Source organism: Limisalsivibrio acetivorans (genome assembly GCF_000421105.1).
GTDB classification, from domain to species: Bacteria; Chrysiogenota; Deferribacteres; order Deferribacterales; family Geovibrionaceae; genus Limisalsivibrio; species Limisalsivibrio acetivorans.
This window is the reverse complement of sequence record NZ_ATWF01000002.1, coordinates 1-24197: the sequence shown is the minus strand read 5'-3', so window position 1 is coordinate 24197 and position 24197 is coordinate 1. Positions and strand designations below refer to the sequence as shown.

Here is a 24197-nt window from a genome sequence, read left to right as displayed (position 1 = left end):
GGTGCTCCGATGACAAAGATGTGCAAGCTTTCCGAAGGGGAAGCTGAAGAAAAGCTTGGGGATAGAAAACCCAGGTTCAAGTGTAAATGCGGGAGTGTCGCCAGGAAGGAAAAGCAGCTCTGCAGTCCCAAGAAGTTTAAGTAAACGGGGCGGTTTATAAGAGAAGTTGCGGATTAAGATTTTAATCCGCTAGTTGATAAACGGTATCTGGATGTTCATATCAGATACAGGATGTACGCATCTGGCGGCACACTGGTTTAGTCAAGTTAATAAACTATATAAAAAGGGGCACATTATGTGCCCCTTTGTGTTTTATATGTTGAAGACCAAGCAAACTTCCGGTGATTTTGAGTAATGTCTTAGTAGAGGGGCACATTGAGTGCCCCTTACTGGCGCAACCTGAATAGCTTTTTTGTGGTAGACCTACGTGGTCATGCGCACCAGAACCTTAGTTCCCCGTCTTAAGCTTTTCCCAGTATTCCTCGTAGATAGTGATAGCCTCTCCGACGTCCATCTGGAACTCCCCCTTTTCTATGGTCTCTGCGGAGGGGTAGATCGTTTCATTATTTCTGATTTCTTCGTCCAGAAGTTTCTTCGCCTCCGCATTGGGGATGGCGTAGCCTATCTCCTCCGTGATGATCTTTGCGATCTCGGGGCGGAGGACGAAATCTATAAATTTGTGGGCATTCTCAACATTCTCTGCGTTTTTGGGGATGACGAAGTTGTCCATCCAAAGTATTACACCCTCCTTGGGGTAGATATATTCGATGGCGGGGTTTTCCTCGTGGGCTGTGTATGATTCGCCGTTCCAGTTCATCCCGATATTAACCTCACCGGTTATGTAGGGGATCTTAGGAGCTTCGGAGTTGAAGAGGAGAACATTGGGCATAAGCTCCCTGAGCTTCTCATAGGCTGCCTTTATCTCGCTCTCTTTGGTGGAGTTTCCGGAATAACCGAGGACTGTGAGCCCCATATGGAAAACCTCCCGGACATCATCGGTGAGCAGAACCTTCCCCTTATACTCAGGTTTCCAGAGCTCGAGCCAGCTGTTTATGTTTGTATTCTTGACCCTGTCAGTATTTACGGATATACCCGTACTCCCCCAAAGGTAGGGAATGCTGTACTCATTGCCCGGGTCGTACTCCTTGTTTGTGAGACTTATTTCAAGGTTTTCGAAGTTGCTGAGCTTAGATTTATCGATCCTGTGCAGAAGCCCCTCTGAGCGCATCTTGTTCACGTAGTATGTTGAGGGAACGGCAAGGTCGTAACCCTTTCCGGAAAGGAGCTTGAGCTTTGCGTACATCGCTTCGTTGCTGTCGTAGGTGGTGTATACAACCTTGATTCCGGTCTCATCCTGGAAACGCTCGATCACCTCGCCGGGCATGTACTCCGTCCAGTTATACAGATAAAGCTCCTTATCAGCCGCAAATACAGGGAGTGCGGTTATTAATACCGTCATCAGCACAAGAAATCTTTTCAACGTCTCCTCTCCTTAATCAGAATTTGTGACGCTATTACCATCAACAGCGACACCATGAATATTATAGCACAAAGTGCGTTTACTTCCGGTTTAACTCCCAGCCGGACCATAGAGTAGATCCGAAGGGGGAGTATCTCAAAGCTTGGTCCGGTTACAAAAAAGCTGATTATCACATCATCCATGCTCAGCGTAAAGCTGAGAAGCCAACCCGAAACAACGGCTGGCAGGGTCATAGGCAGTATGATCTTTCTGAATACGGTGAACTCCCCTGCACCGAGATCCTTCGCCGCCTCTATCACAGCGTTGTCAAATCCGCTGAGCCTTGAGAATACGGTGACGATAACAAAGGGGAGGTTGAAGGTTATATGCGACATAAGCAGGGATGTGAAACCGAGCTCAATATGCACAACAACAAAAAGCACCAGCAGGGATATGCCCATGACGATGTCTGGGGACATGATTACGATATAGATCATTGAGTAAAGAGACTTCTTACCCCTGAAACGGTATCTGTATAAAACCACTGCGCCGAGTGTACCGAGGATTGTGGCAGATGTGGCGGAGAGAACGCCTATGAGCACAGAGTTCAGAGCCGCATCAATAAGCATCGAGTTGCCGGCAAGGCTCTCGTACCATTTGAGTGTAAAGCCTTTCCATTCAAGGGAATACTTCGACTGATTGAAGGAGTAGACGATGAGGATCACGATGGGGATATATAAAAAGGCGTACACACTGAACATGTAGGCGTTTTTCAGTATCCGGCTCACATCAGGCTCCTGTTCAGCTTCTTCATGCTCTTATAGTATGCAAGGAGGAGCACGGCCATTACCCCTGTCATAACAACGCTTGCCGCAGAACCGAAGGGCCAGTCCCTTGCCGTTAGAAACTGATTCTTAATAAGGTTGCCGAGCAGTATATTCTTTGCTCCCCCAAGCAGATCAGGTATGTAGAAAAGCCCCATAGCTGGGAGGAAAACCAGCATACACCCTGCGATAATGCCGGGCATTGTGAGGGGGAGGATAATCTTTGTAAAGGTCTGTATTCGGCTTGCGCCGAGGTCCTCCGCCGCTTCTATATATCTCTTGTCCAGCTTCTCAATGGTGGCGTACAGAGGAAGTATCATAAAAGGTAGCAGGGAATACGCCATACCGAGGACCACAGCCCCCTGGGTATAAAGGAACTGTACCGGTTCATCGATGAGACCGATCTTTTCGAGGAGGGTGTTTATGATTCCGTTCGTTTTGAGGATTATCATTATCGCATATGTACGTATGAGCGAGCTCGTCCAGAAGGGGATGATAATAAGAAAGAGGAGTGTGGAGCGATACTCCTTCGGGGATCTCGCCATAAAGTATGCAAAGGGGTAGCCGGCAATGAGGCATACAGCCGTTGATACAGCCGCCAGCTTGAAGGAGTTTGAGAAGATCTTAAAGTACAGGCTTGTGAATATCCTCGAGTAGCTCTCAAGGCTGAATGTGAACTGTACAAAATCCGTCTCACTTCTGGTGAGGAAACTGGTGGCAATGACCATTACATTGGGGAGGAAAACAAACACCACAAGCCATATGGAGATAACGGCTATAACTGTGTTGCGGAAGAAACTGCTCTCGTTCATCCTCAGTTTTTTCCTTCATCGGGGAGAAGAACCTCCCATCCGCTAACCCATGTTATGGAGACCTCCTCGCCACGGCTGTATTCAAACTCTTCGTATTCCTCATCAAAGAACTCGCTGGCGAGAAGCTTTGTGCCGTTGGGGAGGGCTATAACCGAATCGAGGGTGGCTCCTTTATATGTTGTGGCTTCTATTTTGCCCTTCAGTATGAATTCCTTATCGAGGGGTTCCTCATCGATGCGCATATCCTCGGGGCGGAGAAGAAGCTTCATCTGCGCCCCCATCTCTAGCTCCTTCGATGTCTTTACGAAGGAGTCGAAGCCCTCAATGGTGCAGAGGTAACCGTCCTCATGCTTTGCTCCGATGACAGTATCAAGGACGTTTATCTCCCCCACAAACCTTGCGGTGAAAAGGTTGGTGGGCTGTTCGTATACCTTCTTCGGCGTACCGATCTGCTCGATTATCCCCTCGTTCATCACCACCATCCGATCGGACATAGATAGTGCCTCCTCCTGATCGTGGGTAACGAAGATGAAGGTTATCCCGAGCTTGCGTTGGAGCTGTTTCAGCTCCCATTGCATCTGCTTTCGGAGTTTGTAGTCGAGTGCGCTGAGTGGTTCATCCAGCAGAAGTATCTTCGGGTTGTTCACCGCCGCCCTTGCTATGGCAACCCTCTGCTGTTGTCCGCCGGAGAGCTGGTGCGGCTTCCTCTCTGCATAGTCCGCCATCTTTACCATACCCAGGACATCCCGCACACGTTCGGCTATCTCCCCTTCATCAACCTTGTCCATACGCAGGCCGAAGGCAACGTTATCGAATACGCTCATGTGAGGGAAGAGGGCGTAGCTTTGGAAAACGGTATTTACCTCCCGGGAATTAGGGGGTAAATCGTTTATCCTCTTATCCTTAAGGAATATATCCCCTTCATCTACAGGTTCGAACCCCGCTATCATGCGCAGGATCGTAGTTTTTCCGCATCCGGAAGGGCCGATGAGGGTAAGGAATTCACCCTCGTATACATCAAGGCTGAAATCCCTGAGGACTGTACTTTTATCGAATGATTTTGTTATATTGCGCAGACGCACCACGCAGTTTTTATCTGCCATTTTTCAAACTTTATTGAATTACCGCCGGAGTGTCAAGAAATGTGAGCATCGGTTTACAAATATTTGTAGTGTCCGGTATTATTTCCATGTAATGTTAGCCTCTGAATCTGGTAATATGGGTCTGATATTATTAGCCGGGGGTTTTTTTGAGAAAAATTCTGATTATTCTGGAACTTTTGATCCTTTATGTGGCTATGCCCCTTGTATATGTTGTTTTCTTCAAGGGTGTCTCACCCATCCCCTTTCTGCTTGGGGCTATGGTCTATGGTGCTGTTGTGCTTATGTTTAATAAGGGTTTTGACAGGAAAGAGCTGCGCCGGATCCCCTCCCGGGGGGAGTTTCACCGTATGCTCCGACTCTTTGTGCTCATGGCCGTATTGGCTGTACTCTTTATGCTCGCCGTTATTCCGGGGGAGCTGTTCTCCTTCCCTATGCAGAGGCCTTATATATGGATAATGGTTATGCTCCTATATCCTCTGCTCTCCGTCTATCCCCAGGAGATTCTTTACCGGACTCTTATTTTCCGCAGGTTCGATGAGCTTGGTATGAACGGAAATACCGCCATGCACGCAAGTGCCTTCGCCTTTGCCCTTGCACATACTGGTCTATACAACATAACCGCCTTCATTCTTTCATGGCTCGGGGGCTACATATTTTCCTATACGTACAAGAGAACCCGGTCACTCCCTGCGGTTTTCCTTGAGCACTCCCTTTATGGATGCTGGATATTCACCCTCGGCATGGGTTATTTCTTCTACCACGGGAATGTGCAGTAAGGTCTATATCCATTTCTTTCGGCGGAAATAATAAAGCATCCCCACCAGCATGGCAGCCATGAGCGACAGCAGAACCGGATAGCCCCACCTCGTTTCCAGCTCGGGCATGTACTTAAAGTTCATTCCGTATATGCCAGCCACGAATGTCAGTGGTATAAAGATCGATGCGAATATGGTCAGCACCTTCATGATCTCATTCATCTTGTTCCCGGATGTTGCTATATGCAGGTTGAACATGTCTCCGGCGAGGCTTAGTACGGAGTCCGATATACTGTTGAGGTGCTTGGAGTGATCGTCCAGATCCCTTGCGAAGATCCCTGTCTGCCTTGTGATAATCCCCGTTTCATCGTTGATTATTCTATCAGCGATGTCGGCGAAGGGGAGGGACATCCGGCGGAGGAGCATCACCTGTTTCTTGAGTGAGTACACACGCTCCATGGTCAGATCCTCACCCATAACAAGGGCCTCTTCGATCTTCTCAATACGCTGAACCAGTGTGTCCATAGTTATCAGGAAACTGTCCACGGCAAGATCCGCAAGGGCGTAGAAGAAATAATCCTCCCCTATGCTCCGAAGTCTGGTGGAGGGCTTTTCAAGCCGCCTTTTGATAGGCTCAAGGGTAGGGGTTAGGTAGGATGCAAAGGTTACCACCGTATCTTTCATAAGAACTGCGCTAACGTTTAACACCTCGGGCTCTTCACCGGAGGGGGTGCGGGAGAACTTCAGGACAGAGAAGATATATTCGCTGTAGGCTTCATACTTTACAGACTGGCTGGGGCTGAATATATCCTCTGCGGCCAAGGGGTGCAGGCCGATCTCCTCGCAAAGCTTATTGATCGATTCTGGATCTCCGAAGCCAGTTACCTCGACCCATCTATACATGAAACCCCGCATGGCTGGAAGTTCCTCTCCGGGTTTGTGCTCACTAACCGAATAATCCTCTGGGCTTATGTTGTGGATTTTTATGGTCGTGGCCTCTGCATCTCTGTCAGCCTTTTCTGTTCTTGCACCTGGTGCTTTACCGAACATCCTGCGGTCAATTCTGAGATACCTTAGCATATGATTCTCCTAAATATTGGGAAATAAATAAAATTATACCATATATATACTGCGGTGCACCATTCACAATTATTTCTTACAAGGAGACAGATCTCTATAAAACATGTTTATAATAATGTCGATGCTTGGGAACCGACAGGTTTTAACAATGGTCAGACTGTATAATGTATACAATATACAGTTTCTAATCTATTGCTCTTAATGAAAATGTTACAATCTTTATATTTAATGGAAAAGTCAGGCACAGGATAATATTATATCGTTTTTATCTTTCTACAGATTATTAAATATACCTAAATGTTAATATAATTATTAGTTGAATTTTTGCATTAAAAGTGTATTCTATAGTTAACTTTTTAATGAGGAGTTGTTATGAACAGTATCGGACAACACGTGGTGGGGGATGTATTCCGCATTTATGATCGGGAACTCGATTCCTACCGTAATGTCGTTCTGGCTCGGATAGCCATTACCCAGAAGCATTTCTATCTGCTGAGCATGCACTCCTTCGAGCCCTGGAACGAGCGTACTGTCAGTACGAAGGATATGTTTGGCAAAACCACCCTAGATATGGGTGAGATAGAGTATCTGGCAGATACTGCTGATGTAACTTATGTGGGGAATATGTACCACTTTAAGAAAGAGATAGATGATGTCTTCATGGCGAGGACTGCGAGGTAGACATACCTCCTGACTGAACATTCCCCCGCCACGCCGAAGGCGGGGGTTTTTTTAACCAAACCTTCCGATAATATACGGCACAGCGTGCTCCGTTGTCAGTATCCTTTCTCCGAAGGAGAAACCTTTAAACCCGCATCTTATGAAAGTATCGATCTCCCGCTGGATGAATCCCCCTTCGGGGCCGATGGCAATAACAGCCGGCTCCTTAAGCTCTTCACCCTTTTCTGCGGTGGGCTCTGCAAGCCATCTGCTTTTATCCTTCGAGATTTCCGGCAGCTCATTCTTGACGAAGTCCATGAAAAATCTATGGAAGCTTACCTTCGGCATAATAGTGTCCTTGGCCTGTTGGAGCGCTTCGAAGGCGTATTCGCCCGTATTCTCAAGGTATGGGCTTTTCCAGTAGCTCTTCTCCACACGCCAGGTGTTTATTATATGTATATCCTTTATTCCGGCGCAGACGAGGAAGAAGAATATCCTGCGGAAAACCTTCGGGCGGGGGAGTGCGAGGATAACACTTATCTCTCTGGGGGCGGGTGGCTTTTCTGCAGCGGCGATATCCAGAACTGCCTCATCATCGTTTATGGAGACGACATCCGCTGTTCCCATTAATCCGTTCAGAATTCCGGCTTTGATTGTTTTTCCGGGGGTGCATTTCAGCACACTGCGCATGTGCGCATGCCTTTCCCCTCGTATAACAGCTCTGTTACCTGTCAGTTCCTCTTTTTGAATAAGGATTATGTTCATCTTTCAAAATATCCGTTATCCGGTCTTTGCGTCAATAAGATACTTTAGAACGATTAGAGCAAAATTTTACAATAAAAATCATGGAAGAGGTGTATATTGGATGTCATGAAGCGTGACATTGTTTTCATGAGAAAACCTGAAATCAAGGGTGTTGAGGTGTGCACCGCACTTCGCAGTGAGCACATGTTCCCCAAGCACGCCCATGATGATATCTACGCCTTTGGTGTAATGGTGGATGGATTGTCCTACTGCCTTGAGGATTATGATGAGAGGGGGTATCTCTACTCAGGTGAGACTGCCCTTATCAATCCGGGAATGGTGCATACTGGCAATCCCTTTCCCGGTACAGAGCTGAATTATCGTATGCTGTTTATAACCATCGACAAAATGAAGGATATCGTTTCAGATATCCTCGAAAAGGATGGTGTGTTGCCGGAGTTCGAACAGCTTATCTGCAGGAACCGGTTCATATTCCGCAGGCTCAATGCTCTCACGGAGCTTTACTCTTCAGCGGAGGATCTCATAGAGGTGGAGACAGTTCTGTACACATCCGTAGGAGAGATGCTTGAAGGCGCAACGAGTCTGAATATCCGAAGCCTTCACGACGGATATTCGGAACACAGGCGCATCGCCGAAGCAAAAGAGATGCTCTCAGGGAACCTTGAGAAGAAGCTCTCTATTAGCGATATTGCCTCAGAGATTGGTACTAGCCGTTATCACTTCGTCCGCATATTCAAGCAGAGCACCGGCATGGCGCCCCATACCTACCGCACAATGAAGAGGATCGAGAAGGGGAGGGGGATGCTCAGGGCAGGTTCTTCACCTGCGGATGCTGCTCTTTCAGCAGGTTTTTACGATCAGAGCCACTTCACCCGCAAGTTTAAGGACATAACAGGCGTAACCCCCGGTGATTACGCCGCCGCATTAAAATGAACAGCAATTTCATACAATACCTTTTTCCCGCCTTTCCGGTAAATAACTCACCAGAGGTGGATATTTATGACAGTTAAGACCGATGCTATCGTTACCAGACCAGCTCCCGCCAAGCTTATCTCCATTGCCGCACTCATGGGTGCTGTTATCTTCTGGGGGAGTTCCTTTGTGGGGATGCGTTTTGCGCTGAGGGAGATAACCCCCATGCAGGTTATCTGGCTCAGGATGTTCGTGGCTCTTATTCTGATCCTCCCGTTCCTGCCGAGGCTTACCCGCCTTAAATATAGAAAGCTGGATATCCTGCGTATCGGGGTTATGGTTACGTTCCTCCCCTGCGCATACTACATACTTGAGGCCAATGCTCTCAGATTCACAACATCCTCCCAGGCGGGGGTTATCTCCTCCATCGTTCCTTTGCTTGTGGCGTTCTTCGGCTGGTCGATGCTGGGAGAAAAGCTATCTGCCAGAACAGCCTTCGGTCTCGCAGTCTCCGTAGGGGGAGTGATATGGCTCACAATGGGCGCTTCGGAGGATGGTGATGCATCAAACCCTGTGCTGGGCAATATAATGGAGTTCGGCGCAATGGCCTGTGCGGCGGCGAGCATGGTGATGCTGAAACAGCTGAGCAGACGTTTCAGCTCCTTCGATCTTACGATGTTTCAGGTTATCGCCGGGTGCGTTTTCTTCATCCCGGGTGCTATATCCCTTGCAGAGGGTGGCTTTGATGCGGGTATTTTATCGTATCTGGCTGTCATATATATGGGTGCGTTTGTTACTTTGGGAGCCTTCGGGCTCTATAATTGGGCTCTCAGCCGGATAGATGCTGCCGAGGCCTCATCGTTTATAAACCTCGTACCTGTGGCGGCGGTTGTTTTCGGTTGGAGTATCCTCGGTGAGTCACTCAATACTATGCAGATCATCGCAGGCGGCGTTACGTTGGCGGGGGTTTGGATTACAACGATGAAATAAAAGAGCCCCGGATAGTACCGGGACTCTTGTTGTATTATTATTTCGCAGGTCTGGGTGTGTCGTTCCTTGTTGCAGGGAGTATGGGGTAAACAACCTCGGGCTGAATACCTGTGGTTGTTCTGAGGAACGCTGTAATCTGGTCAACCTCTTCATCGCTCAGTGATATACCAAGCTGGGCAGAGCTCATAACCCTGACGGATTCCCTGAGTGTCCATACTTTACCGGAATGGAAGTAGGGTGCTGTTAGCTCGATGTTTCTGAGCGAGGGGGATTTGAAGAGATACTCGTCACCCTCGGTCTGGGTAACCTTATATCGCCCTTTGTCACCTGCAAGTATCTCAGAGGCGGGCTTCTCCATTACACCGAAGGGGTAGTAGTTGTCGCCCCCCATGTTAACGCCGCTGTGGCAGTCCACACAGCCCTTATTTACGAAGGCATCAAGACCTTTCTTCTCTTCAGTGCTAAGTGCAGTGGCATCACCTTTAAGGAAATGGTCGAATCTGGAATCGGGAGTTACGAGGGTTGCCTCGAAGGCTTCGATGGCTCTTGCCATGTTGTCGAATGTTACGGGATCATCCTGTCCGGGGAAGGCTTTCTCAAATAGTGCGACATATTCAGGCATACTGTTGAGTGTTTCCACAACCTGCTCGGGGGTGTTGTTCATCTCAACGCCGGCCTGAATAGGTCCTTTGGCCTGCTCTTTGAGGTCGCTGGCTCTGCCGTCCCAGAACTGCGCAACGTTATATACCGAGTTAAGAACCGTGGGTGCGTTTCTCGGGCCTCTCTGCCAGCCATGGCCCACGGAGGTCTCCTGAAAGTCGTCCCCGCCCATGCCCACGTTGTGACATGAGTTACAGCTTATGAAGCCGCTTTTAGAAAGCCGTGGTTCGAAGTAAAGCATTTTACCGAGTTCGATCTTGTCGTTGGTGATGGGGTTGTCCTTGATTGCCGGGGGTCCGTAAGGGATAGGTTCGAAGAGGTCCTGAGCCTGCTTCATTAGTTTGTCAGCTGCCATAGCTGTTCCCGCTGTCATAACAGCGATTACCATGGAAATGAACAGTTTCTTACTTAGTGCCATTGCATCCTCCTTAATTAAATCTTAATGACACCTTACAAAGAATATTTATCAATTGCAAGTTATTTTCTATTGAGTATAAATATTGACATGTATAAAAATAAATATATAAGTGTTACTATATGCAGAGAAATATAAAATCTTATTACGTACTAAGCTTTATAATTATCTTTGAAATGGGTTTTTGAGGGGATTCTAAGGGGAAACTTTTCCCTAAAAATTTCCCCTTAGTCTTATTTTTTACGTAATTATATACGAAATTAATCACTAATTTATGTATTTCGTGCTGAAGCACGACTTACTTTTGGTTCGCAAAAGTAAGCAAAACGCTTTCCCTCAGGGTTTTCCAGCCGCCATTGTTACTCATTTATATTCATAAATTCGTAAGAGATGGCGGTTCCCTCATTTCACTCTTTTTCCACCTGAAGTTTTGCTGATGCTGAGGAGTGTAACCGCACTTCATACATTTTAGTATTCAATATTTACAGGATATTCAGTTTATCACGTGCGGCCAAAACTTCCGGGCGGTTCCAAAAGAGCTCATTCGGCTGTAAAACATTCGGGGAAGACTAAGAGTGTTATTAGCTAAACAGAATGTTGGCTACTAGTCACCTGTTTAACGAAAAACCACTTCAGGTCTCACGTTGTTTTCTCTTGAGTGTAAACGTTAGAGCCAGCTATTAAACCTATGGAATTTCCATGGATGGAAAATTCCATAGATATAATTTAGACCATTTTACAAAGGCTGACTACTTTTCAAGTAGTCAGCCTTTGTAAAATGGAGGTAAGGAGGCTCGAACTCCTGACCTCAACACTGCCAGTGTTGCGCTCTCCCAGCTGAGCTATACCCCCATCAAGAAAGAGAATCTTATTGATTTATGCGGTTTTGTCAATAAAAAATTGTCAGAATATGATAGCTGCCGGCCTCAACCCTTTATCTAAAAGGACTTAGAGGTACAGATATCCCCGCTCTATGCCTTGACAAAGAGGGTGTAGGTGTCTATATTCCTTAAACTTGTACCAATAGTAATTATATGGAGCTGGATATGAATATAATCCTGGCAGATGGAAGTAACAGAGAGATAGCGAACGGCAGCAGTGCATACGATGTTGCCGCTGATATAAGCCCCAAGCTGGCAAAGAAATCCGTTGCCGCTGAAATAAACGGTAAACTTACAGACCTTCGAACGGAACTGAACGAAGGTGACAAACTCCGCCTTGTGACAGAGGATGACCCCGAGGCGATAGAGATCCTGCGCCACTCCACAGCCCACGTTATGGCACAGGCCGTACAGAGGCTTTACGATGATGTTAAGGTAACCATCGGACCCGTAGTTAAGGATGGCTTCTACTACGACTTCGATACTGGTGACAGGAAATTCACTCCCGAGGATCTTGAGAAGATCGAGAAGGAGATGAAGAAGATCGCCCAGGAGAAGATACCTGTTCAGCGTGAGGTTCTTGAGAAGGATGATGCGGTCGAAAAGTTCCGTGATATGGGTGAGGACTACAAGGTCGAGCTCATTGAGGAGATCGAGGACCCCACCGTATCCCTTTACGGGCAGGGGGATTTCACCGATCTCTGCCGTGGACCCCATGTGGATAACACCAGCAGGATAAAGCACTTTAAACTCCTTTCCGTGGCGGGTGCATACTGGCGTGGTGACGAGAAAAACAAGATGCTCCAAAGGGTTTACGGAACAAGCTGGTTCAAGAAGGACGAACTTGAAAACTACCTCACCATGCTTGAGGAAGCGAGAAAGCGTGACCACAGAAAACTCGGCCGTCAGCTCAAGCTTTTTATGATGGACGATGAGGTCGGCGCTGGCTTCCCTATATACCTCCCTAACGGCGGCGTTCTTCGTTCAACATTGGAGGACTTCGAGCGTAAGGAGCACCTTAAACGTGGTTACGATATTGTGTACGGTCCCAATATCCTTAAGCAGGATATGTGGAAGCGTTCCGGTCACTACGACAACTACCGTGAAAACATGTATTTCACAGAGATAGATGAGACAGAGTTCGGCATCAAACCGATGAACTGCCTCAGCCATATGATGACATTCAAGTCCGAGCTTAGAAGCTACAGGGATCTCCCTCAGAAATATTTTGAGCTTGGAACCGTGCACAGGCATGAGAAGTCCGGCGTTCTCCACGGCCTCATGCGTGTTAGGGCATTTACCCAGGACGATGCACACATCTTCTGCCGGCCGGACCAGCTTGAGGATGAGATCATAAAGATCATAGATTTCGTGGATGAGGTAATGAACATCTTCGGATTCGAGTTTGAGCTTGAGATATCCACCAGGCCGGAGAAGTTTATCGGCTCCATCGACAACTGGGACAAGGCCACCGATGCCCTCAAGCAGGCTCTGGATAAGAAGGGTCTTCCCTACGAGATAAACGAGGGTGACGGAGCATTCTACGGCCCTAAGATCGATATCAAGCTCAAGGACGCCATCGGCAGGTTCTGGCAGTGCGCAACCATTCAGGCGGACTTCAACCTTCCCGAGCGGTTCGACATCAACTACATCGGCGAGGATGGCGATAAGCACAGGCCCGTTATGCTCCATAGGGTTATCCTCGGTTCGGTGGACAGATTTATCGGAATCCTTATCGAGCACTTCGCAGGTTCATTCCCCATATGGATTGCCCCCGTGCAGGTTAAGGTGATGAGCATTACGGACGATGCCCTTGAGCATGCGAAGGAAATTGAAAACTCCCTCAGAGCCGAAGGATTCAGGGTTCAGGGTGATTATAGAAACGAAAAAATAAACCTTAAGATCAGGGAAGCCCAGCTTGAGAAGGTCCCTCATATGATCGTTCTCGGCAAGAAAGAGGTGGAGGAAAACAAGATTTCTGTGCGCCTCAGGGACGGTTCTAATAAAAATAACCTTGATCTTTCAACCTATATTGATGTATTAAAGGGGCTTAACGAAATTAAGTCACTAGAACTTTGGAGGTGAGACATACGGGGCAATAAACAAGCTGACAAGGAGCGGATTAATCAGGATATCAGAGTTCCTGAGGTCAGATTAGTGCTGGATGACGGAACCCAGAAAGGGGTTGTTACAATTCAGGAGGCGTTGGACATTGCGGATGAACACGGGCTTGACCTTGTTGAGGTTGCCCCGAATGCTAAACCGCCAGTTTGCCGTGTTATGGACTACGGCAAATTCAAGTTCGAAAAGAACAAGAAAGACCGTGAAGCGAGAAAGAAACAACGCCAGAACCAGATAGAGACAAAAGAAATTAAGTTTAGGCCGAAGATCGAGGACCATGATTACAATGTCAAACTGAAACATATCAAGAGATTTCTTGATGAAGGTAACAAGGTTAAGCTTGTTATCCGTTTCAGAGGGCGAGAGATGATGTTCCAGAACAACGGCATAGAGTTGCTCAAGCGTGTGACGGAAGATGTCAAAGGCTTGGGAGTAGTAGAGAAGACGCCTGAGATGCAGGGTCGTCAGCAGATAATGATTATAGGACCTGATCCCCAGGGCGGTCAGCCGCAACAGGGCAAGTCTGAATAATCAGTCTGCTAACAACAAACCGGAGGTATTGGCCAAATGCCAAAGATGAAAACCCACAAGGGCGCTGCCAAGAGGTTCAAAGTTACTGGCGGCGGAAAAGTAAAGGTAAAGAGAAGTGGTCTGAGGCACATCCTCACCTCCAAGACCACAAAGCGAAAGCGCGCTCTGCGCCACCCTGGCATCCTTGAAGGAAAAGATGCGGATAACATTAAGAAATTAATGCCGTACAGCTAAGGAAGGAGGATCGAAAGTGCCAAGAGCAAAAGGCGGGGTGAAAACCCGCAAGAGCCATAACAAATGGCTTGAATTGTCCAAGGGTCATCGCGGAACCCGTAACAATGTTTACAAAAAAGCCCGCGAGCAGGCCGAGAGATCCCTTGCCGAGTCCTACAAAGGACGCAAGCAGCGCAAGAGAGATTTCAGAAGGCTCTGGATAGTGAGGATCAACGCAGCCGTAAGGCAGCATGGTCTCAGCTACAACACCTTCATGGGACTTCTCAAAGAGAAGAACATTGAGGTGGACCGCAAAATGCTTTCAGAGATGGCTATCAACAGCCCGGAGCAGTTTGCGGAGTTGGTTAAGCAGGTACAATCCTGACAAATCAGAAGGGGAGCCGAAAGGCTTCCCCTTTTTTTATCCATACTCTATAATTAGCTCACAATTAAAATAAGAAAAACCGGCAGAACTTTCATATGCCGGGTATACAGGGGTACATCCAGCGATGTCTATTCAGCTTGATACAAGCGGTCTCGACTCATTTAAAACCGAGATCGCAGAGGCCTCAAGCCTCGAAGAACTTTATAATGTCAAGGTTAAATACCTGGGCAAAAAAGGATTAATCAGCGGTCTGAACAAACAGCTCGGCAAGCTCCCTCCCGAAGAGAGAAAGGATGCGGGTCAGCGAATCGGCGCACTCCGTGCAGAGTTCGAAGAGCACCATGATGCTAGGGAAAGCACCCTCAAGCAGGAGGAGAAGAGCAGGAAACTCGAATCCGAATTTATCGACATAACCATGCCGGGTGTTCCATTCAAAGGTGGCGGCATCCATCCCGTTACCCGTGTTTACGATGAAATCGTTGATATCTTTACATCCATGGGTTTTGAGGTTGCCCTCGGGCCCGAGGTGGAGTCCGATTTCTACAACTTCGAAGCACTCAACATTCCGAAGGAGCACCCCGCAAGGGATATGCAGGATACATTCTACATCGGGGAAGAGGTTCTAATGAGAACCCACACCTCCCCTGTGCAGGTCAGGACCATGCTCAAGGAGAAGCCCCCCGTTAAGATCATCGCACCCGGTAAGGTATACCGCTGCGACAGTGATGTTACCCATACCCCCATGTTCCATCAGGTGGAGGGTCTTCTGGTGGATGATAAAACCACCTTCGGCGACCTCAAAGGTACGCTCACCGTCTTTATAAAACGTATGTTCGGCGATGATGTCCCCGTCCGTTTCCGCCCCAGCTTCTTCCCCTTCACAGAACCGAGTGCAGAGGTTGATATGGGGTGTGTTATCTGCGGCGGCAAGGGTTGCCGTGTGTGCAGCCACACAGGCTGGCTCGAGATCCTCGGTAGCGGAATGGTGGACCCCGAGGTTTACAAACATGTCGGCTACGACCCCGAGGGTTGCAGGGGCTACGCCTTTGGTATGGGAATAGAGCGTATCGCCATGCTCAAGTACGGCATTGACGATCTTCGTCTCTTCTTCGAGAACAATCTTAAATTTCTCAAGCAGTTTTAAGGATATATATTATGAAAGTCAGTGTAGAGTGGTTAAACGAATTTGTTGACCTAAGCGGAATAGATATTGATGACCTCTGCTCAAAGCTCACCATGAGCGGCCTTGAAGTTGAAGGTGTTGACACCCTTGAAAGGATGGACAACGTTGTTGTGGGCAAAGTGCTGGAGTGCGGGAAGCATCCCGATGCGGACAAGCTCTCCCTTTGTAAAGTAACAGACGGAACCGAGGAATTTCAGGTTGTATGCGGTGCGCCGAACGTTGCCGCAGGGCAGACGATACCCTTTGCAAAGGTTGGCGCAAAGCTCCCCGGCGGTTTCAAGATAAAGAAGGCGAAGATAAGGGGGACGGAGTCCTTCGGTATGATCTGCTCCGAATCCGAGCTAGGTCTTGCAGATAAATCTGACGGCATCATGCCCCTGCCAGAACATCTTGAGATCGGCTCGGACATAAACGAGCACCTTGGCCTTGGCGATAGCGTTATCGACATATCCATAACCCCGAACCGTGCCGATGCACTCAGTATTATTGGCGTGGCTAGGGAGATCTCGGCCCTTTACGGAAGACCGATGAAGCAGCAGGAGATATCCGTGCAGGAATCGGGTGGAAATGCTTCAGATCACTGCTACGTAGAGGTCAAGAACAGTGTGAACTGCCCTGCATACCTCGCCAGGGTAATCAAAGGGGTAAAGATAAAGCCTTCTCCCATGTGGATGCAGAACAGGCTCCGTGCTGCGGGTGTGAGGCCTATTAATAATGTTGTAGATATAACAAACTACGTACTCTTCGAATACGGTCAGCCCCTGCACACCTTTGACCTCCGAATGATAGAGAGAGGGATCATCGTTCGTGATGCTAAGGAGGGGGAGGAGATCCTCACCCTTGACGAGAAGGAGCGCAGGCTGGAGAGCAGTATGCTCGTCATCGCCGATGAGAAGAAGCCTCTGGCCGTTGCCGGAGTAATGGGGGGCGAGCATTCGGGTATCAATGACGACACTACGGATGTTCTTCTGGAGTGTGCATACTTCAAGCCCGAAAGCATAAGGATGACCGCCAGAAGGCTTGGTATGCAGACCGACTCCAGCTACCGCTTCGAGAGGGGGATAGACCCCGAAAGCACTGTGCGGATGGTGGACTATGCGGCCAGTCTCCTCGCTGAGCTTTGCGAGGGTACGGTTTCCAGCGGTGTTGTCTCCAACAATTACGAACTACCCAAACAGCCCATCGTGGAGTTCTCCACGGATAAGATAAACGACTTTCTCGGAACGGATATCCCCGAGAAAGAGATGCTTGATATTCTTGAAAATCTAGGTATGCCTGCGGAAAAGTCCGGCGATATATATCGCCTTAGCTCGCCCTCATGGCGTGTGGATATAGAGAGATGGCAGGATGTTGCCGAAGAGGTGGCCAGGATGTACGGCTACGACAATATCAATGCCACAGTACCCCTTCTCCCCTCGGACAGCATGCCCCTTATTCCTATACTCCGCTGGAAGAGGATACTCCAGCAGAGACTGGCATCCCTCGGCTTCAATGAGGCTGTGAACTACTCCTTCATGGGGGAGGATTTTCTTTCACTCTTCGATGACAGGAAGAGGTTCGTCAAGCTCATGAACCCGATATCTGAGGATATGAGCACCCTGCGCACCTATGTCTTTCCCGGTGTTATTTCCACCATAGCCCATAACATAAAGCACGGTGTTAAGAATACGAACATCTTCGAGGCTTCCTCCGTGTTCATAGAGGAGGGTGGCGAGCTTCCATTTCAGGAGCTTCGTTTCGCCTTCGGCGTTTCCGGCGGTTACTGGCCCCTCTCGTGGAACAAGAAGAACGAGGAGGAGCTTTTCTTTGTAACCAAGGGTGTTCTGGACAACATTTTCTCTGCCATGAATGTTAGTAATGCGGAATATGTAAGGGGCTCACTCCCCTTCCTCCACCCCGGTAAATCTGCCGAGGTCAGGATCGATGGGGAGACTGTGGCGTTCCTCGGCGAGCTTCATCCCGATGTGCTGGAGAAACTGGATATAGATGTTCCCGTATGCATATGCGAGATCCTCTTTGAGAAGCTTCTGGACACAGCAAACGTGGTTCCGAGGTACAAAAAATTCAGCAAGTATCCTTCAGTGTATAAGGATATATCAGTCGCCGTTCCTGCAAAGGCGGCCTCGAACGATATTGCTCTTAATATATCAGGCATCAGCTCTCTCATTGATGAGGTTGTGCTGTACGATGTTTATAAAGGGAAGGGTGTGGATGAAGGTGAGGTAAGCCTTACCTTCCGAATATTCTTCTCCGATCCTGAAAAGACCCTTACGGATGAGGAAACCAACGCTGTTCTTATGAAGATAGCCGGTTCCGTTAAGGAAGAGTTCGGAGCGAAGCTCCGCTAAAGGAGTTGCCCATGGCCGATGAGGGTCATGTAAAAGCTAGCGGCGAGATACTGAGCTTTCTGGTCAAGAACGGCAGGAAGCTCAGTTACAGCCCCGGTGATGTTGTCCTGCGTCAGGGGGAGCACTCGAACTACGTCTGTATCATCATGAGCGGTGAGGCGGAGGTGGTTAGGCATGATTCCTCCGGCGGGAGCGTCAGTATAGCAACCCTCGAACGGGGTGCTGTTCTTGGCGAGATGGGCTCCTTCCTTGACAACAGACGTACTGCGGATGTCGTGGCACTTACTCCTATGGAGCTTCTGGTGTTTCAGAACCACACCTTTCTTAAGGCACTGCGTGATGTTCCTGAGCTCGCCGAAAGGATAATGCGCAATTTTGCCCAACGCATAAACAGCATAAACGAGGAGCTCTCCGGTGTTCGCCGCTCAAAGCTCCTCTATGCCGTTTCCCTCCTGATTTACGAAAATATGGAAAACCCCCACAGCCTCAGTGAGCGTGTAACCATAAGCTACGATGATGCCTTCTTCTCATATGGGCTCCGGCAGGGTAAGCTACTGGACGGCCTTGTTATTCTCAGCGAATCGGGTGCCGTCAGCGGCATAGCGGAGGTATCCAAAGGGGGCTTCATATCCGGAGAGCGTATCAACGATGAGGCCGGTCTGTCTGCCCCTAAATCCTCTGTGACGCTTACTGTTGATGTGCCAGCACTCAAGGCTTCGCTTAAAGGTCTTGCCAAATTCTGAAACAAATCTATACTGCCGAATTCAGGCCTTGAGTAAACCTTGCTCCGGGCTCATCTTAATGATTAAAAAACAGGGAGGAAGATCTTGGTTACTGTCGAATACTCCGACGGAAAAAGATCCGAAACGAAACCGGGGACTGTTAAGAATATTCTTACAGGGCTCGGTCTAAGAGACAACTCAACCCTCGTTGTGCGTGAGGGTGAGCTCATCACCCATGACATCCATGTGAAAAGCGGTGAAACAATAAAGATAGTTAATGTGGTAAGCGGCGGCTGATGAAGTGTAAAAAGTGTCCCCAAAAAGCTGTAATCAAGATACCAAGAGCCAACGCCGCCTTCTGCCCCGAGCATTTCAACGAATTCTTCTATAAGCAGACCGAGAAGGGGATCGAGGATTTCAGGATGCTGTCCAAAGAGGACAGGACCATGGTCTGCGTCTCCGGCGGGAAGGACAGCCTTGTCCTCTGGCATGTACTCAGCGAGCTCGGCTACGATGTCACGGGTATGTATATCGATCTCGGAATCCCCGGCTACTCGGATAGATCCAAGGAGAGGGTGAACACGTTCGCAGTGAGAAGAGGGCTTAAGATCATAACTGTTGATCTTAAGGAACTCGGCTATGCTGTTCCCGATGTGGCAAAGTCCGCCAAGCGTCAGGACTGCTCCGTCTGCGGAACTATAAAACGATATTATTTCAACAAGATAGCCTACGACTACAACTTCGATGCTGTGGCCACCGGGCACAACCTTGATGATGAATCCTCACGCCTGCTGGGTAATCTCCTGCACTGGAGCGAGGAATATCTCCCCGGGATGAGCCCCGTTCTCCCCGCCGAGGGGAAGATGATGAAAAAGAAGGTTAAGCCGCTCATAAGGCTTACAGAGAAGGAGACGGCGGCTTTCTGTATCGTTAACGGAATCGACTATATAATGGAGGAGTGCCCCATGAGCAGGGGGGCTACCAGCCTTGTATATAAGGATGCGCTAAACCGGATCGAGGACGATATGCCCGGCACTGCGCACTACTTCTATTTCCAATATTTCAAAAAAGCAAAAAAATGGTTCAGCGTGCCGGACAGAAAGGGCGAGGGTGATACAACCCTGTGCGAAAGCTGCGGTATGGAGACTTTTACAGATAAATGCTCCTTTTGCAGGCTGGTGGAGAAAATGAATGAGCAGTCTTAACTACGGCGACAAGGTAATCCTTGTGGATGAGAAGAAGAAAAGCAGACACAACACAGTACTCAAGGAGGGGATACGCTTCTCCACCCAGTATGGTTTCATCGAACATGAGGATATCCTCAAAGCGGGTGACGGCGGTGTTGTAAAGGCATCCAAGGGGATGAAGTACAGGGTATATTCCCCTTCATACATAGACTACGTTATGGGCATCAAGCGCAGGGCTCAGATCATATATCCCAAGGATACAGCTGTTATGCTCATGTGGGGTGATATCCACCCGGGGCTTGATATACTTGAGGCCGGCATAGGGCAGGGTGCGCTCTCAATTGCGCTTCTACGTGCACTCGGAGGACAGGGTACGCTCACAAGCTATGAGGTGCGTGATGATTTCGCAGAGCAGGCACAGGGATTCATAAGGGACTATCTGGGCGAGACACCCAACCACTCCGTAGAGGTACGAAGCATATACGACGGCATCGACGGGCAGTATGATCGTATCATGCTCGACCTTCCCGAGCCTTGGCACGTTATCCCCCATTCCAAAGAAGGGCTCAAGGTGGGGGGGACGCTCATAGTCTATCTCCCCACGATCCTGCAGGTTAAGTCGTGTGTGGATGCCATGGAGGAATCGGGTCTTTACGATGATATAGAAACCTTCGAGTTCATAAAGAGACCGTGGAAGGTGGAGGGTCGCTCAGTGCGTCCGGAGATGTGGACATTCAACCACAGCGCATTTATCATATCCGCAAAAAGGGTCGGCTCATTCACAGAACCTGTTAATGAAGTTGAGGAAAAGCCATCAGAAACCGGAGCTGACGAAGAGGAGTAGGTATTCTTTTAAGCCTGTTTTCCGAAGGGTAGTCTGTGACCTGCGATCTGGCCGGCTATCCCCACTGCGAGAAATAGAGGTATGTAACTCCATGGTGTCTCAGTTGTTATGCGAACAAAGGCAACGATGGCGATGGGTATATGGATACACAGAAACCAGGCTATGCCGAATTTCTTTGTGAACCTTCTCAGGTAACCGAAGGGGAGGTTTAGGATAAAGGCTGTTAATGCTATAATGAAGATGCCCGTTGCTCCGATCATGCCTCATTATATAGGACTAAACAGGTATTATGTAAATGAAAATATTGTTAATCGGCCTCGGCGGATTCCTCGGGGCGGTATCTAGGTACGGCGTTTCCAAGGGAACCATGATGCTGGTGGGAACGAGAATCCCCTTCGGCACCATGGCTGTGAACATCATCGGCTCCTTTCTGCTGGGATACCTTTACACCGTTTCGGTGGATAAACTCGCTCTCGGTGAAAACTTCCGCTTCTTCGCTGCCGTGGGCTTCCTCGGCGCATTCACAACCTTCTCCACCTTCAGCGTGGAGACCCTTCACCTCGTCGAGGACGGAGCATACGCCTACGCATTCATCTATGCGGCAGGGAGTGTAATACTCAGCCTTTCAGCCGCTCTTTTTGGATTCTGGATCGCAAGGCTTTAAAACAAGGAGGTCATCATGGCAGGGCTTCTCGGTAAACAGAAGATGCTTCGCATCTACATCAGCGAAAACGACACTATTGACGGCAGGCCCCTCTATAAGGCCATTGTCGAGCTGTGCAGTGAGCAGGGTATAGCGGGCGCAACCGTTCTGCGGGGCATATACGGCTACGGCTCAAGGGGGGAGATACACTCCTCCAGAACCCTCACCCTGTCCTCCAGCCTCCCCCTTGTGGTGGAAATAATCGATACAGAAGAGAATATTGATGCTATACTCCCACTTATCGACCCCATGATGAGCGGCGGAATGATAACCATAGAGATGATCAACGTCCTCAAATATGAGTGAGGTGAATAATGAGCTGTCTCAGAAGGCTAAACTGCCCCGTTTTCAATGCTGAACGACTCCAGAGCGTTCCTGAAAAGGATGAATACACTGTCGAGATCGGCGGAAACACCCCTATGAAGGGTAAGTACCCCCTCAAGGAACTCCTCTCAAACTTCAAATACCGGACAATCGAAAGCAGACTTACCTCCGTATCCGGCTGGAGCATACGATGCGACTGGCAAGGGATACCGTGGAAGGACTTCATAGACTGGGCAAAGCCCGGAGATTACAGCTACGTATACTTCGAGAGCTACGGCAGTTACGTAACAGCTGTGGAGCGCAAGCATATGGACAATCCCCGTATCCTCCTTGCAACCCATGTGGATGGAGACGAGATAGAGTTCGAGTACGGCGGACCCTTCCGGAGCATCATACCGAATCTGTGGGGGTACAAAAGCTGTAAATGGATAAAACATATACACTTCCTTGATGAACACATCCGAGGCTACTGGGAATCCGCAGGCTATCCTGAAGAGGGGCTTATTGAGCCGGGATTCACCATGGACGTTAATACAGGGCAGAGAAGGAAAATAAACGGCGGGGAGGTCACCGAGTTTTAATATGGCTGGAAGCATTTTTGGAGAAGTATTCAGGATAAGCACCTTCGGCGAAAGCCACGGCAAGAGCGTCGGCGTCGTCATAGACGGCTGCCCCGCAGGTATAGATATCGCAGAATCAGATATCCAGAACGAGCTTAACCGCAGAAGACCCGGTCAAAGCGATGTCAGCACACCACGGGATGAGAAGGACAAGGTGGAGTTCCATTCAGGTATATTTGAAGGAAAAACCACCGGACACCCTATAATGATGCTGGTATATAACGAGAATCAGAGGTCCAAAGACTATTCCAAGGTTAAGGACCTCTTCCGTCCCGGCCATGCGGATTTCACTTATACCTCCAAGTACGGCATACGTGATTACCGGGGTGGTGGACGAAGCTCCGCAAGGGAAACCATAGGGCGTGTATGCGGCGGGGCGGTGGCAAAGCTTCTCCTCGATAAGATCGATCTTGAAGTTATAGGCCATGTTGTGCAGGTTGGTGATATTAAGGCGGAAAAATTCGATGCTGATTATATCGAAAAAAATCCTGTGCGTTGCGCCGATTCAGATATTGCGCAGAAGATGCGTGAGCTTATATTGAATGTAAGCAGTGAAGGCGACTCCATTGGTGCAGTTGTTGAGGTAGTCATCAGCGGTGTTCCCGTCGGTCTCGGCGAACCGGTCTTCGACAGGGCCGAGGCAGAACTGGCCAAGGGGATCCTCAGTATCCCCGCAGTTAAGGGTATAGAGTTCGGAACCGGTTTCTCCGCAGCTACGATGCGGGGGAGCCAAAACAACGATGAAATGTCAAAATACGGGTTCCTCTCCAATAACGCTGGAGGAACACTCGGCGGTATAACCACCGGACAGAATATCGTTTTCCGTTTTCCCGTTAAACCGGCCTCCTCAATCACAGTTCCAAAGCAGACCGTTGACCTCTACGGAAACGAGAAGGAGATTATAACCGAGGGAAGACACGATGCGTGCGTTGCTCCCCGTGTTGTTCCCGTTGCTGAGGCGATGTCACGGCTGGTTCTAATCGACCTCCTGATGAGGGATACAGCGGCAAGAAAACTTTTTTAAAGATTTTCTTTAGATATCTGTTGACATTACAGGGGGTTTTTCGTTATAACTGTCTTCCGTCGCAAGGACGGCAACCTTTTGGGAAGCACCTGATTTGGTGTTCATGGAAGGTAGATTTGTTTGAAAGCAGGGTGAGTTTGGTTCCGTTGGCCGATAAGTTGGCCGGGAGTCTTGTTAAGGGTGTTCACCATTGGTGACGCATCCGAAAGAGAGCAGGCCTCGTTAAGGGATATAAGAACTTACCGATAGGTATAATCCATTCCAGCCGGAGATGTTCCGGCGGTTCGATTTCAATGATAATACATCAGGACGGTGAAACCGTTTCCAGGTATGAGCGTTGAAACGGGCTTGGAACGAGGTTAAAAACTTTTTTAAAAAAAGTGATTGACTTCGCGGCTGAGATTGGTTATAACTTCCTTCCGCTCACGAGAGCGGGAGGGATAACAGAGCAAGTTAAACGTTGTTTGACAATAGAATAGGCCGGTCCGAGAAAAGGGAAAAAGATATAACTGAGTTTGGACGGAGAGTTTGATCCTGGCTCAGAACGAACGCTGGCGGCGTGCTTAACACATGCAAGTCAAGGGGAAAGCACCTTCGGGTGTGATTACACTGGCGCACGGGTGAGTAACGCGTGAGGAACCTGCCCCGGAGAGAGGGATAACAACTCGAAAGAGTT

Annotated in this window: 27 protein-coding genes, 1 tRNA gene and 1 rRNA gene; 20 read left to right on the top strand and 9 right to left on the bottom strand. The window is 48.8% G+C overall.

Annotation, left to right across the window (positions count from 1 at the left end; genetic code table 11):
• Nucleotides 1-9: 9 nt before the first annotated feature.
• Nucleotides 10-144, top strand: coding sequence for a hypothetical protein (locus K300_RS17085; RefSeq protein ID WP_022851796.1), 135 nt, complete (start codon nucleotides 10-12; stop codon nucleotides 142-144).
• 304 nt (nucleotides 145-448) lie between these two features.
• Here the strand turns inward: K300_RS17085 and K300_RS0111365 are convergent, their stop codons facing one another.
• From K300_RS0111365 to potA, 4 genes are read right to left on the bottom strand one after another with little or no spacing between them, the layout of a single operon-like run.
• On the bottom strand, nucleotides 449-1459 hold the full coding sequence (locus tag K300_RS0111365) for an extracellular solute-binding protein (RefSeq protein WP_081647019.1): 1011 nt from the start codon (nucleotides 1457-1459) through the stop codon (nucleotides 449-451).
• 17 nt (nucleotides 1460-1476) lie between these two features.
• Nucleotides 1477-2220: a spermidine/putrescine ABC transporter permease PotC gene (potC, locus tag K300_RS0111360; protein WP_155827631.1), complete on the bottom strand. Its 744-nt coding sequence runs from the start codon at nucleotides 2218-2220 to the stop codon at nucleotides 1477-1479.
• Nucleotides 2221-2243: 23 nt separating this feature from the next.
• A complete protein-coding gene (gene potB, locus K300_RS0111355; RefSeq protein WP_022851793.1) occupies nucleotides 2244-3095 on the bottom strand; it encodes a spermidine/putrescine ABC transporter permease PotB in 852 nt (283 codons plus the stop codon).
• A 2-nt stretch (nucleotides 3096-3097) separates the two neighbouring features.
• Nucleotides 3098-4198, bottom strand: a complete 1101-nt coding sequence (gene potA, locus K300_RS0111350) for a spermidine/putrescine ABC transporter ATP-binding protein PotA (protein WP_022851792.1) — start codon at nucleotides 4196-4198, stop codon at nucleotides 3098-3100.
• Between the two features lie 146 nt (nucleotides 4199-4344).
• Between potA and K300_RS16315 the strand changes: the two genes are divergently transcribed.
• Nucleotides 4345-4974: a CPBP family intramembrane glutamic endopeptidase gene (locus K300_RS16315; protein ID WP_022851791.1), complete on the top strand. Its 630-nt coding sequence runs from the start codon at nucleotides 4345-4347 to the stop codon at nucleotides 4972-4974.
• Between the two features lie 3 nt (nucleotides 4975-4977).
• Here the strand turns inward: K300_RS16315 and corA are convergent, their stop codons facing one another.
• A complete protein-coding gene (corA, locus tag K300_RS0111340; RefSeq protein ID WP_022851790.1) occupies nucleotides 4978-6033 on the bottom strand; it encodes a magnesium/cobalt transporter CorA in 1056 nt (351 codons plus the stop codon).
• 372 nt (nucleotides 6034-6405) lie between these two features.
• On the opposite strand from corA, the gene K300_RS0111335 reads away from it, so the two are divergent.
• Complete coding sequence (locus K300_RS0111335; RefSeq protein ID WP_022851789.1) at nucleotides 6406-6714, top strand: hypothetical protein; 309 nt, start codon at nucleotides 6406-6408, stop codon at nucleotides 6712-6714.
• 51 nt (nucleotides 6715-6765) lie between these two features.
• Here the strand turns inward: K300_RS0111335 and K300_RS0111330 are convergent, their stop codons facing one another.
• Nucleotides 6766-7458 (bottom strand): 16S rRNA (uracil(1498)-N(3))-methyltransferase, encoded by a 693-nt coding sequence (locus K300_RS0111330; RefSeq protein WP_022851788.1) that lies wholly within the window; start codon nucleotides 7456-7458, stop codon nucleotides 6766-6768.
• Between the two features lie 105 nt (nucleotides 7459-7563).
• Between K300_RS0111330 and K300_RS0111325 the strand changes: the two genes are divergently transcribed.
• Entirely contained in the window at nucleotides 7564-8391 is an 828-nt protein-coding gene (locus K300_RS0111325) for an AraC family transcriptional regulator (RefSeq protein WP_238320678.1), read from the top strand.
• Between the two features lie 66 nt (nucleotides 8392-8457).
• Nucleotides 8458-9360 carry a DMT family transporter gene (locus K300_RS15460; protein WP_022851786.1) on the top strand — a complete coding sequence of 301 codons (903 nt, stop codon included), beginning with the start codon at nucleotides 8458-8460 and terminating at the stop codon, nucleotides 9358-9360.
• A 37-nt stretch (nucleotides 9361-9397) separates the two neighbouring features.
• Here K300_RS15460 and K300_RS0111315 read toward each other — a convergent pair whose 3' ends face one another.
• Together K300_RS0111315 and K300_RS0111310 are read right to left on the bottom strand one after the other, a co-directional pair.
• Entirely contained in the window at nucleotides 9398-10438 is a 1041-nt protein-coding gene (locus K300_RS0111315) for a cytochrome-c peroxidase (protein ID WP_022851785.1), read from the bottom strand.
• Between the two features lie 776 nt (nucleotides 10439-11214).
• A tRNA-Ala gene (locus K300_RS0111310) sits at nucleotides 11215-11287 on the bottom strand.
• Between the two features lie 194 nt (nucleotides 11288-11481).
• On the opposite strand from K300_RS0111310, the gene thrS reads away from it, so the two are divergent.
• The 10 genes from thrS to K300_RS0111260 all read left to right on the top strand — a co-directional run bounded on the left by thrS (nucleotide 11482) and on the right by K300_RS0111260 (nucleotide 20850).
• Entirely contained in the window at nucleotides 11482-13401 is a 1920-nt protein-coding gene (gene thrS / locus K300_RS0111305) for a threonine--tRNA ligase (protein WP_081647018.1), read from the top strand.
• Nucleotides 13402-13404: 3 nt separating this feature from the next.
• On the top strand, nucleotides 13405-13968 hold the full coding sequence (gene infC / locus K300_RS0111300) for a translation initiation factor IF-3 (protein WP_081646981.1): 564 nt from the start codon (nucleotides 13405-13407) through the stop codon (nucleotides 13966-13968).
• Nucleotides 13969-14004: 36 nt separating this feature from the next.
• Nucleotides 14005-14202 (top strand): 50S ribosomal protein L35, encoded by a 198-nt coding sequence (gene rpmI / locus K300_RS0111295; RefSeq protein WP_022851782.1) that lies wholly within the window; start codon nucleotides 14005-14007, stop codon nucleotides 14200-14202.
• A gap of 16 nt (nucleotides 14203-14218) precedes the next feature.
• Nucleotides 14219-14566, top strand: coding sequence for a 50S ribosomal protein L20 (rplT, locus tag K300_RS0111290; RefSeq protein ID WP_022851781.1), 348 nt, complete (start codon nucleotides 14219-14221; stop codon nucleotides 14564-14566).
• A gap of 124 nt (nucleotides 14567-14690) precedes the next feature.
• On the top strand, nucleotides 14691-15710 hold the full coding sequence (pheS, locus tag K300_RS0111285) for a phenylalanine--tRNA ligase subunit alpha (protein WP_022851780.1): 1020 nt from the start codon (nucleotides 14691-14693) through the stop codon (nucleotides 15708-15710).
• An 11-nt stretch (nucleotides 15711-15721) separates the two neighbouring features.
• Nucleotides 15722-18097 carry a phenylalanine--tRNA ligase subunit beta gene (gene pheT / locus K300_RS0111280; protein WP_022851779.1) on the top strand — a complete coding sequence of 792 codons (2376 nt, stop codon included), beginning with the start codon at nucleotides 15722-15724 and terminating at the stop codon, nucleotides 18095-18097.
• An 11-nt stretch (nucleotides 18098-18108) separates the two neighbouring features.
• Nucleotides 18109-18840, top strand: coding sequence for a cyclic nucleotide-binding domain-containing protein (locus tag K300_RS0111275; protein ID WP_022851778.1), 732 nt, complete (start codon nucleotides 18109-18111; stop codon nucleotides 18838-18840).
• An 84-nt stretch (nucleotides 18841-18924) separates the two neighbouring features.
• On the top strand, nucleotides 18925-19116 hold the full coding sequence (locus K300_RS0111270) for a MoaD/ThiS family protein (protein ID WP_022851777.1): 192 nt from the start codon (nucleotides 18925-18927) through the stop codon (nucleotides 19114-19116).
• A complete protein-coding gene (locus K300_RS0111265; protein WP_022851776.1) occupies nucleotides 19116-20024 on the top strand; it encodes a PP-loop family protein in 909 nt (302 codons plus the stop codon). The genes K300_RS0111270 and K300_RS0111265 overlap by 1 nt, the downstream gene beginning before the upstream one ends.
• Nucleotides 20011-20850, top strand: a complete 840-nt coding sequence (locus K300_RS0111260) for a tRNA (adenine-N1)-methyltransferase (RefSeq protein WP_022851775.1) — start codon at nucleotides 20011-20013, stop codon at nucleotides 20848-20850. Before K300_RS0111265 ends, K300_RS0111260 begins: the two co-directional genes overlap by 14 nt.
• A gap of 8 nt (nucleotides 20851-20858) precedes the next feature.
• On the opposite strand, the gene K300_RS0111255 is transcribed toward K300_RS0111260, so the two are convergent.
• Nucleotides 20859-21110: a hypothetical protein gene (locus K300_RS0111255; RefSeq protein WP_022851774.1), complete on the bottom strand. Its 252-nt coding sequence runs from the start codon at nucleotides 21108-21110 to the stop codon at nucleotides 20859-20861.
• A gap of 35 nt (nucleotides 21111-21145) precedes the next feature.
• Here K300_RS0111255 and crcB point away from each other — a divergent pair, with 35 nt between their 5' ends.
• The 5 genes from crcB to K300_RS16770 form a co-directional block, all read left to right on the top strand.
• Nucleotides 21146-21514 carry a fluoride efflux transporter CrcB gene (crcB, locus tag K300_RS0111250; RefSeq protein WP_022851773.1) on the top strand — a complete coding sequence of 123 codons (369 nt, stop codon included), beginning with the start codon at nucleotides 21146-21148 and terminating at the stop codon, nucleotides 21512-21514.
• A gap of 15 nt (nucleotides 21515-21529) precedes the next feature.
• Nucleotides 21530-21859 carry a DUF190 domain-containing protein gene (locus K300_RS0111245; RefSeq protein ID WP_022851772.1) on the top strand — a complete coding sequence of 110 codons (330 nt, stop codon included), beginning with the start codon at nucleotides 21530-21532 and terminating at the stop codon, nucleotides 21857-21859.
• Between the two features lie 8 nt (nucleotides 21860-21867).
• Nucleotides 21868-22458: a molybdopterin-dependent oxidoreductase gene (locus K300_RS0111240; RefSeq protein WP_022851771.1), complete on the top strand. Its 591-nt coding sequence runs from the start codon at nucleotides 21868-21870 to the stop codon at nucleotides 22456-22458.
• A gap of 1 nt (nucleotide 22459) precedes the next feature.
• A complete protein-coding gene (gene aroC, locus K300_RS0111235) occupies nucleotides 22460-23521 on the top strand; it encodes a chorismate synthase (RefSeq protein ID WP_022851770.1) in 1062 nt (353 codons plus the stop codon).
• Nucleotides 23522-24037: 516 nt separating this feature from the next.
• Nucleotides 24038-24197, top strand: a 16S ribosomal RNA gene (locus K300_RS16770); the annotation flags it as partial.